We start from the raw sequence: 7,826 nt of genomic DNA on the forward strand, positions 1-7,826 counted from the left end.
CACCAAACCCAACCAGCTTCGCGAAGCGAAGCTCGAACGACCAAAGGTCGTCATCCTGAACGAAGCGAAGCGGAGCTGAAGGACCTGCATTCCCCTCAACCCTCTACGGCGCATCAGAAAGCCCAAAACACATCGGCAGCCAGGAAGCGAATCTGCGCAGAGCGTGAAAGCGCGATCAATCGCCATCACCCCTCTGAAAATCAAAGAAACCTCAACGCCGGCCTAACCGTGTTAGTTTGGGGCAGGAATGGCCGTCTCGGAAACGACGCAAAAAACCACTCGCCTCGCCACGCGCAAACAGGTCCTCACAGACCTGCGCCGCAGCGAAATCATTGAGGCCGCGCTCAAAGTCTTTGCACGCAAAGGCTTCCATCACTCGCGCACAGAAGACGTCGCCACCCAGGCCCACATCGCCAAGGGAACGCTCTACCTCTACTTCGATTCCAAAGACGCCATCTACGACGCGGCGTTACAACATGCCATCGATAACCTCTCAGAGCTATCCGACGAACGCGTAGCAGCTGCAACAGACACACGCAGCCGCGTTGAAGCATGGATCCACACACGCCTCGACTTCTGGTGCTCCCGCGGCGACATGTACCACATGATCCTCACCGTCGGCCGCGAAACCAGGCATCGCAAACAAACCGCGACACTCCTTCGCTCGGCTCAGCGCAGCTTCATCAAGATTCTGCAGGACGCCGTCGACGCAGGCGATCTCCCACCCCGCGACCTCGGCGCCATCGGCTGGCTCGTCATGGACGCCATCCGCGGTTCCAACGAGCGCCGCATCCTGAATCTCTGCGAACGCGACATCGCGCGAGACACCGCCATCATCGTCGACACCGTCATGCGTTACTTCGAATAGCGCAACACATACAAAGCAAACGGCCCGCACACAGCGGGCCGTTTCTCATGCGATTCCTAAAAGAAAATTAACGAAGCGAAGCGGTACTCACAGCCAGATTCGATTCCTGATCCGTAGCCATGCCAACGCTCTGCACCGGAGAGGTCGTAGGAACCACGCGTGCGGTCATCACCAGCGCCGCATCCAGAACAAGAGCCGTGGCAAGCATCCATTTGAAAAGATTCATTCGTCCTCCTCCTTCCGCCTTCACAAGCAGACTAGAAGTAAGATGCCGCTGAAACCATTCCCAAAATCTTCCCAAATCGAGCAAAAAGTGCCTTTTACGGTTCAAAAACTGCGCACTTTAGCCCAAAAGTTGGAGCAATCCATCCTCATCCAGCACGGAAAGTCCTAACTCCCGTGCCTTCTCCAACTTGCTTCCTGCCTCTTCTCCAGCCACCACATAACTCGTTTTCTTCGAGACACTTCCAGACACCTTGCCGCCTGCAGCCTCAATCCTTTGCTTAGCCTCATCCCGTGTCAGCGTCGGCAAAGTCCCTGTCAACACAAACGTTAGCCCCGCCAGCGCCGTGCCCACCACTTTCTTCTCAGCGGTGAACTGCAATCCCTGGCCGCGCAAATCCTCCACCAGATCGCGGTTCTTCTTCACCTGGAAGAAGTCATAGATCGTCTGCGCAACAATCGGCCCAATACCTTCCGCAGCCTTCAGCTCATCTACTGAGGCCTGCATGATGGCATCCATACTGCCAAACGTATTCGCCAGATCCTGCGCCGTACGCTCCCCCACATGCCGTATGCCAAGCCCCAGCAACACGCGGTGAAGCGGGGCTTTGCGTGAACGATCAATCTGCTCAATCAACGCATCCGCAGTCTTCTGTCCCACGCGCTCCAGCGTCAACAAATCTTCCGCCTTCAAGCGATACAAGTCGGCAACCGTGTGCACCAGCGCCGCACGCGTCGGCTCTTCTTCACTCGCAGTATCGCCTTCTTCCAACGGTGCAGCCTCTGCCGCCTCAACCAGCGAATGACCAAGCAACTGCCCCACCATCACATCGCCCAAGCCTTCAATATTCATCACACCGCGCGAAGCAAAGTGAACCAACTCCTCATGTAAACGCGCAGGGCAACTCGCGTTCACGCAGCGAAAATCCACCTCACCCTCTTCACGCAGCACAGGCTGATCGCAACGCGGACAACGCGAAGGAAACACAATCTCTGTATCACCGCGCGGATGCTGCGCATCGTGGACCACTTCCGTGATCTTCGGGATCACATCGCCGCCGCGCTCCACGGCAACAGAATCGCCAATCTTTACGCCCAGCCGCGCAATCTCATCCGGGTTATGCAGAGTAGCGCGCGCAACGGTAATGCCACCAATCCCCACAGGAGCAAGCACCGCAACCGGTGTCAGCTTACCTGTGCGTCCCACCTGGAACTTCACGCCCAGCAGCTTCGTCACCGCACCACGCGCAGGAAACTTGTACGCAATCGCCCATCGCGGCGCTTTGCCCGTGAACCCAAGACGCTTCTGCTGCGCCATCGAGTTCACCTTGATCACAATGCCGTCAATCTCATAACCAAGGTTGTCGCGCACCGTCTCTGCTTCTGCAATGAAGGCCAACACATCATCAATCGTCGCGACCGTGCGCGCATGCGGATTCGTCTTGAACCCTGCAATGCGCAGCGCCTCCAACGTCTCGCTCTGCGTGGGCAGAAGAAACTCGCCATTCACCAGCAGGAAGTAAGCGTAGTAATCCAGACGACGCTGCGCCACAATACTCGGCTCAACAGTACGAATCGTGCCCGCAGCAGCATTGCGCGGATTCGCTGCCGGTGCCTGCCCTGTCCGCTCGCGTTCCTCATTCATCTTCACAAACGCAGCCTGCGGCATCACCACTTCGCCGCGCACTTCAAACGTCTGCGGCACATGCGCTTTCTTCAACTTGTGCGCACTCACGAACAAGGGCACACTGCGAATCGTCCTTACATTACTGGTGACATCTTCTCCCACCGTGCCATCGCCGCGTGTAAGGCCACGCAACAAACGCGCCGCACCATGCTCCGCTGCTTCATAGTGCATTGCCAACGACAAGCCATCCAGCTTGTACTCGCACACATACTCCAGCTTTTCGTTGGGATGAATTGAAGCCGCCACGCGATCCGCCCACGCACGCAGTTCCGCTTCGTTGTACGCGTTATCCAGCGACAGCATGGGCCGCGAATGCGCGACCTTCACAAAGCCTTCCTTCGGCTTGCCGCCAACGCGCTGCGTGGGACTATCCGGCGTGATGAGTTCAGGATGTTCCGCTTCCAGCGCCTTCAACTGATTCATCAGCCGGTCGTATTGCGCATCCGTAATCTCCGGCGCGTCCATCACGTAGTACAGGTGTTCGTGGTGTTCTATCTCGCGTCGCAGTGCGTCGATTTCTTTCACTGATGTTTGTTCGCTCATGGATACCTTGAAAGATGCTGACCTAAGAAATGATGCCGCAGGAGGGCCAATGGTCAGGTGCCACCCATGCCTGTCGCGCTTCGGAATGCTTCACCACATCAAAGTGATAGAACTGCCGGTGCAGATCTCGTCTGCCACCATAGAGGGTCACGGCGTGTTGCACAAACGCCAGATGCGAAGCTGCCTTCTCCTCATAATGCAGTCGCGCCAATACCGCAATCCAGAAACGAGTCAACGTCTCGTGATAGCCACTCGTGGCAGAATTCACGGTGCCCACAGCCTCGTTGTATGCGCAAACACGCTGACGCATCATCTCCAGCGCAAGCGGCTCACCATGCAGAGCAACGTAGTTGGCTCCCACAGCCACATGCGCAGCATGCGTCCACGCGGCTTTCGGAAGGCTGCCCGCTTCAAACGCCTGCATCAGCGTATGCAAATCATCCTGCGTATCGATCACCGGCGTCGACGGTGGCAAGCTGCTCGTCATGCAGCCATTATCTCGCGGCAAAGAGTGTATGCTTGCGCTGAATGGAGCCCGTAACCCACATGCTGACGGGCGCATGCCTCTCGCGTGCGCTGGGTTTTCCCGCCAAGGTCCGGTACGCGACCGTTGCCTGCGTTATCGCCGCAGAAATACCAGATGCCGATTACGTCTATCGCCTCGGTGGCCCACTCACTTACTTCCAGCACCACCGCGGATGGACACACGCACTCTGGTCACTGCCACTGCAGGCCGCCGTCATCACCGCAGCGTTTTACTTCGTCCATCGAAGCCAGAACAAGCGCCCGCAACGCCACGCCAACGGCGTCCCACCCCGTTGGCTGTTGCTCTTCGGCCTATGCCTTCTGGCTCTGCTCAGCCACCTGCTGCTCGACTGGACCAACAACTACGGCATACGCCCCTTCGCACCCTGGAACCCGCGCTGGTATTACGGCGACCTGATCTTCATCGTCGAACCGCTACTGCTCCTGTTCCTCGGCGGAGCATTGATCCTCCCCATGCTGTTCTCATTGATCAACGGTGAGATCGGCGCGAACAGATCGCGCTCCTCAGGCCGGGGACTGGCAGCAACAGCACTGGTACTCATGACCGCGCTCTGGGGCTTCCGCTTCATGCAGCGCAATGAAGCCAGAACACAGGCACGCACGCAGGACTATCGCAGTGGTCCCGTACAGCACATGGGCCTGAACCCGTATCCCATCAATCCCTTCCGCTGGTTCGTGGTGGCAGAAACCTCATCCGCTCTGGAGCTGGGCAGCTTTGACAACCGCACCGGTACCTATGACACCGACACCCTGCAAACCATCTCCAAACCACCCGTAACTCCCGCCGTAACGGCCGCAAAGCAAAGCTGGCTGGGCCGCGTGTATCTGGATTGGGCGCGTTTCCCCATCGTGGAAGACCGCGGCACCGTGGAGCAGTTGCATCCGGACATGGATCTGGAGCCGCAGGAACGCACCTGGCGCGTGGTGCGATTCACTGACCTGCGCTTCGGCTACCCGGTGCTGGGCATGAGCGGCAGCCGCGCCCCGCTTGGCGCAGAGGCATGGGTCGATGCCACGCAGCACGTCCAACGCGTGTTTCTGGGCCAATCCGAACAGAAACTCCCGTAGATCACGCCAACGCACTGTGGGAGAATAGAGCCATGGCCTACCTGGTGCTCCTTATCGCTATCCTGAGTCGTGTGCTGCCACGCTTGCTGCACATCACCGGCGGCAATGTGACCACCGTGGGCGCATCGCTGCTGTTCTTCGGCGCGTGCCTGGCCAGCGGAAAGCGCTGGCATGCAGCCTTCGCCGTAGTGGCTCTTGCCGCCACGGATTGGTGGCTTACAGTTTTTGGTTACGGCTACAGCTTCCACCTCAGCGGCTACATCGTTACGTGGCTCTGGTACGCAGCCGTCTGCCTCGCAGCTTCCTTAGCGTTGCATCGCAAGCATTCATGGCTCAGCGTGGGCATGAGCGCGCTGGCGTGCTCCACCAGCTTCTTCCTGCTCAGCAACTTTGTGGTCTTCCTGCGCAGCGGCATGTATCCGCACACAGCAGAGGGCCTCATCGCCTGCTACACAGCAGCCGTGCCGTTCTATCAGAACGATCTGATCTCCACGCTGGTGTTCTCTGCTCTGTTCTTCCTGCTGCCCACCACCGAAAGCATTCCGGGATTAGCCGGCACGTCCTTCCGCAACGATGCGGCAGTGTAGTCAGAGGTCGTTGTCATGCTGAGCCGCAATCTGTACATCCTGGCGGCAACACTCGTCTTCTTCGCCTTGCTGGCATACGTGATTGGCTTCACAGGCATCACGCATGAGCCGGGAGCACCATCTGACAGTAGCCTCTGGCGCACCATTGGCATCGTTTTGCTGCTGTTGGGTCTGTTCACGGCGCTGCTGGGCGTGTTGCAAGGCATGTTTGAACAGGCAGAACGACGTACTCCCGGTGGACAGGCAAACATTCATCGTGAATACCGGAACCAGCGCGACGCCGGAAAGAACCAGCGGAAGCGCCGCGGCTAAGGCAGCCGCAACAAACTAAACTGGAATCCTGCACCGGCATACCACCGCCGGGCATCTGTAAGGAATCGCTATGTACGAAGTAACCGTCGAATCCCATTTCTCCTCCGGGCATTACCTGCGGGACTATCACGGCAAGTGCGAAAATCCGCACGGCCACAACTATCGCGTGCTGGTAACGCTTGCCGGTGAAGAGCTGGAGCCGAACGGACTGCTGCTGGACTTCAAGATCCTCAAGGACATTCTGAAGCCCGTGGTGAACTACCTGGACCACCAGATGATCAACGACCTTGAGCCGTTCACCCGCGTGAATCCCTCGGCAGAAAACCTGGCCAGGTACTTCTTTGACGAGACGAATACCCGCCTCGCAGATGTAACCAAAGGCCGCGTGCGCGTAAAGAGCAGCACCATCTTCGAAACAGACACATCGCAGGCGACGTACTCGGAGTAATCACCAGTGCGCCTCATTGAGCTTTACAAATCCGTTCAGGGCGAATCGTCGTTTACCGGCGTGCCATGTATCTTCGTGCGCTTTGCCGGATGCAACCTGCGCTGCGCATGGTGCGACAGCGAATACACCTTCACCGGTGGCAAGCCGTTCACTGAAGATGAAGTCGTCGCGCAGATTGAAGCACTCGCATGCCCGCTGATTGAGTTCACCGGCGGCGAGCCCATGCTGCACGCAAAAGACCTGCTGCCACTGATGCAGCGCCTGCTGAACGACGAAAAAACAAAGTACACGCTGATGATGGAAACCAGCGGCGAACGTCCGCTGGAAGAAGTCCCAACAGCCGTCCACAAGATCGTCGATGTGAAGTGCCCCGGCAGTGGCAGTGCCTTCGGCTCGTTCCGCATGAGCAATCTCGACACGCTCACCGCACGCGACGAAGTGAAATTTGTCCTGCGCGACCGCCGCGATTACGAATTTGCGCGCGACTTCATCCGCGAGCATCTTGCATCCAAAATCACCGCCGGAACACTGGGCCACATCCTGCTTTCCCCAGCTTTCATCCAGCATCCTTCCCCGCTGCGCACTGCGGACAACATGGAGCTGGATGCACGCGACCTGGTGCAGTGGATGCTCGACGACCTCCTGCCAGCACGCCTTTCGCTTCAAGTACATAAGTTCGTCTGGGAGCCGCAAAAGAAAGGCGTATAGCGCCACGCAGCAAACCATTTGTCGGCTATCGCACTCAAGTCTCACAAGGGACTGCGCCATGAGCGCTCCTTGGAAAGGTGCGTACCGATGCCATCCTCCACCGGAAACCACATGCTCGATGCGTTTTCACCCGCATTGCGTGCAGCCATAGTGGATGCCGCGGAACCCGTCTCGCTGCCTCAATCCCTGAGCCTCGCCGCAGTGGAAGAGCCACCCCCGTATCTCTACTTCATCACCAGCGGCCTCTGTTCCATGGTCGTCTCCATGCATGACGGCAGAACCGCCGAAGTCGCCATGTGCGGTAAGGACGGCCTCGTTGGCTCGCTGTCATTGTTTGGCCCACAGTGCTGCGCTGCTGCCGCATTCATGCAGATTGCAGGCGAGGGACTGCGCATTCCGCGCCGCGCTGCGGAAACATGGTTTGCACAATCAGCAGAGTTCCGTTGCCGCGTGCTGACGTGGGCGCAAATGGCGTGGAACGTCTCACTGCAAACCAGCGCCTGCGGCCTGTTGCACGACGCAGAATCCCGCCTCGCACGATGGCTCCTCATGAGTGCCGACCGCACCGAAAGCAATCGCCTCTATCTCACGCAGGAGTTCCTGGCAGAGATGCTCGGTACGCAGCGCACCACCGTTGCCACCGTTGCCGTCGACCTCAAGCGCAAGGGCCTGATCGAATACGTCCGAGGCAATGTCACCATCCTCGATCGCCCCGGCCTTACAAAAGCAGCGTGCGAATGTTACGAGGTCGCTCGCAAGGGCATGGCTCTGCTGTATCGCGTCTGATTCCCGTTTCCAACACAAACCTATAAGGGTGTGTCGGATACAAGGCAGAGC

General features: G+C 58.3%; 10 protein-coding genes. 7 read left to right on the forward strand and 3 right to left on the reverse strand.

Translation table 11 applies throughout. The features are described 5' to 3' along the window. Positions 1-247: 247 nt before the first annotated feature. Positions 248-868, forward strand: a complete 621-nt coding sequence (locus JAO32_RS18380) for a TetR/AcrR family transcriptional regulator (protein ID WP_334243100.1) — start codon at positions 248-250, stop codon at positions 866-868. 67 nt (positions 869-935) lie between these two features. On the opposite strand, the gene JAO32_RS18385 is transcribed toward JAO32_RS18380, so the two are convergent. From JAO32_RS18385 to JAO32_RS18395, 3 genes are all read right to left on the reverse strand, one after another. Continuing rightward, a complete protein-coding gene (locus JAO32_RS18385; RefSeq protein ID WP_156785213.1) occupies positions 936-1,094 on the reverse strand; it encodes a hypothetical protein in 159 nt (52 codons plus the stop codon). A gap of 117 nt (positions 1,095-1,211) precedes the next feature. After that, positions 1,212-3,320, reverse strand: coding sequence for an NAD-dependent DNA ligase LigA (gene ligA / locus JAO32_RS18390; RefSeq protein WP_334243103.1), 2,109 nt, complete (start codon positions 3,318-3,320; stop codon positions 1,212-1,214). 22 nt (positions 3,321-3,342) lie between these two features. Further along, complete coding sequence (locus tag JAO32_RS18395) at positions 3,343-3,807, reverse strand: hypothetical protein (RefSeq protein WP_334243105.1); 465 nt, start codon at positions 3,805-3,807, stop codon at positions 3,343-3,345. A gap of 41 nt (positions 3,808-3,848) precedes the next feature. Between JAO32_RS18395 and JAO32_RS18400 the strand changes: the two genes are divergently transcribed. The 6 genes from JAO32_RS18400 to JAO32_RS18425 all read left to right on the forward strand — a co-directional run bounded on the left by JAO32_RS18400 (position 3,849) and on the right by JAO32_RS18425 (position 7,775). Then, positions 3,849-4,934, forward strand: a complete 1,086-nt coding sequence (locus tag JAO32_RS18400; RefSeq protein ID WP_334243107.1) for a metal-dependent hydrolase — start codon at positions 3,849-3,851, stop codon at positions 4,932-4,934. Positions 4,935-4,966: 32 nt separating this feature from the next. Further along, complete coding sequence (locus JAO32_RS18405; RefSeq protein ID WP_334243111.1) at positions 4,967-5,521, forward strand: DUF6580 family putative transport protein; 555 nt, start codon at positions 4,967-4,969, stop codon at positions 5,519-5,521. Positions 5,522-5,536: 15 nt separating this feature from the next. Continuing rightward, the gene (locus JAO32_RS18410; protein WP_334243113.1) at positions 5,537-5,833 is read left to right on the forward strand and encodes a hypothetical protein; all 297 of its coding nucleotides are present in this window, start codon (positions 5,537-5,539) and stop codon (positions 5,831-5,833) included. Between the two features lie 70 nt (positions 5,834-5,903). Continuing rightward, a complete protein-coding gene (queD, locus tag JAO32_RS18415) occupies positions 5,904-6,281 on the forward strand; it encodes a 6-carboxytetrahydropterin synthase QueD (RefSeq protein ID WP_334243115.1) in 378 nt (125 codons plus the stop codon). A 6-nt stretch (positions 6,282-6,287) separates the two neighbouring features. Continuing rightward, positions 6,288-6,989, forward strand: coding sequence for a 7-carboxy-7-deazaguanine synthase QueE (locus tag JAO32_RS18420; RefSeq protein ID WP_334243117.1), 702 nt, complete (start codon positions 6,288-6,290; stop codon positions 6,987-6,989). A gap of 87 nt (positions 6,990-7,076) precedes the next feature. Next, complete coding sequence (locus JAO32_RS18425; RefSeq protein ID WP_334243118.1) at positions 7,077-7,775, forward strand: Crp/Fnr family transcriptional regulator; 699 nt, start codon at positions 7,077-7,079, stop codon at positions 7,773-7,775. Positions 7,776-7,826: the final 51 nt, after the last annotated feature.

Source organism: Terriglobus sp. ADX1 (assembly GCF_036877645.1).
Classification (GTDB): Bacteria; Acidobacteriota; Terriglobia; order Terriglobales; family Acidobacteriaceae; genus Terriglobus.